The organism is Acinetobacter sp. SM1B (assembly GCF_003289665.1).
Lineage (GTDB): Bacteria > Pseudomonadota > Gammaproteobacteria > Pseudomonadales > Moraxellaceae > Acinetobacter > Acinetobacter schindleri.
In genome coordinates, this window is record NZ_QMBM01000033.1 from 1 (window position 1) to 432 (window position 432).

1 pseudogene is annotated in these 432 nt (G+C 22.2%); it reads right to left on the reverse strand.

Annotated elements, in window-relative coordinates:
- Nucleotides 1-332 precede the first annotated feature (332 nt).
- Nucleotides 333-432: pseudogene (locus tag C8322_RS14270) on the reverse strand (IS5/IS1182 family transposase); the annotation flags it as partial.

Genomic DNA, 432 nt, shown 5'->3' on the forward strand with positions numbered 1-432 from the left:
GGGACCTCATTAGGTAAAACTAAGTGCAAATCTGCTAGTCTAGAGCCTTTAATTTAATATATTGAATTAAATTTTAAGATTATCTTAAGATAATAAATAGATTTAGACTTAAGTCTATTATTTTTATTAAAATAAAGAGCTTTATATAAATAAAAGATAATAATTATTAATTTTTTATAATTTAGTAAAATTGGAATGGATAAAATCATAATGATTTCATGTTGTTAAGTTAAATCAATTGGGATTATTAATTTAATTTGTAAGATAATTTTGGAAAAATTAAATACTTGAAAAATAAATAAAATAAACGTTTAATAGACCTCTTTCATAAATCATTTTTTACTCAGCTCCAAGTTATAAATTCCAGCGATTAAATTGAATTTCAAACCAAGCCTTTTACCTCTATTTCGATAACGCTCAGCAAGGATTTTG